Raw genomic sequence first — 283 nt, forward strand, 5'->3', positions numbered from 1 at the left:
GCTCTAACCGAGTTTGCTGAAAAGAACAACATGACTGAAAAAAGCTACGGTGATGTCTGTGGCACTTTTATGGAAGCTCAGATGGCGGAAACCAAATCGCAAGGGCATCGTTGGGGCAAGTCTGATTCGCATTGGACCACTAAGTCATTCAAGATCTTTAAAGCACGTGAATTTACGGGTGGTGAATAGGCACTGGCGCAGAGCGCAGGTCATCTATTTGGTAAAACCCGTAAAACCCATAACTGTATCACTACTAAAATAGGGATCAATGATGAAAACGTTG

Annotated in this window: 1 protein-coding gene; it reads left to right on the top strand. The window is 44.2% G+C overall.

Features of this window, described 5'->3' with window-relative positions:
• On the top strand, positions 1-189 hold a 189-nt coding region (locus AAEY83_RS14155; protein ID WP_351059813.1), incomplete at its 5' end, for a hypothetical protein.
• Positions 190-283 lie beyond the last annotated feature (94 nt).

It is taken from the genome of Psychrobacter sp. TB20-MNA-CIBAN-0197, assembly GCF_040309765.1.
Classification (GTDB): domain Bacteria; phylum Pseudomonadota; class Gammaproteobacteria; order Pseudomonadales; family Moraxellaceae; genus Psychrobacter; species Psychrobacter submarinus.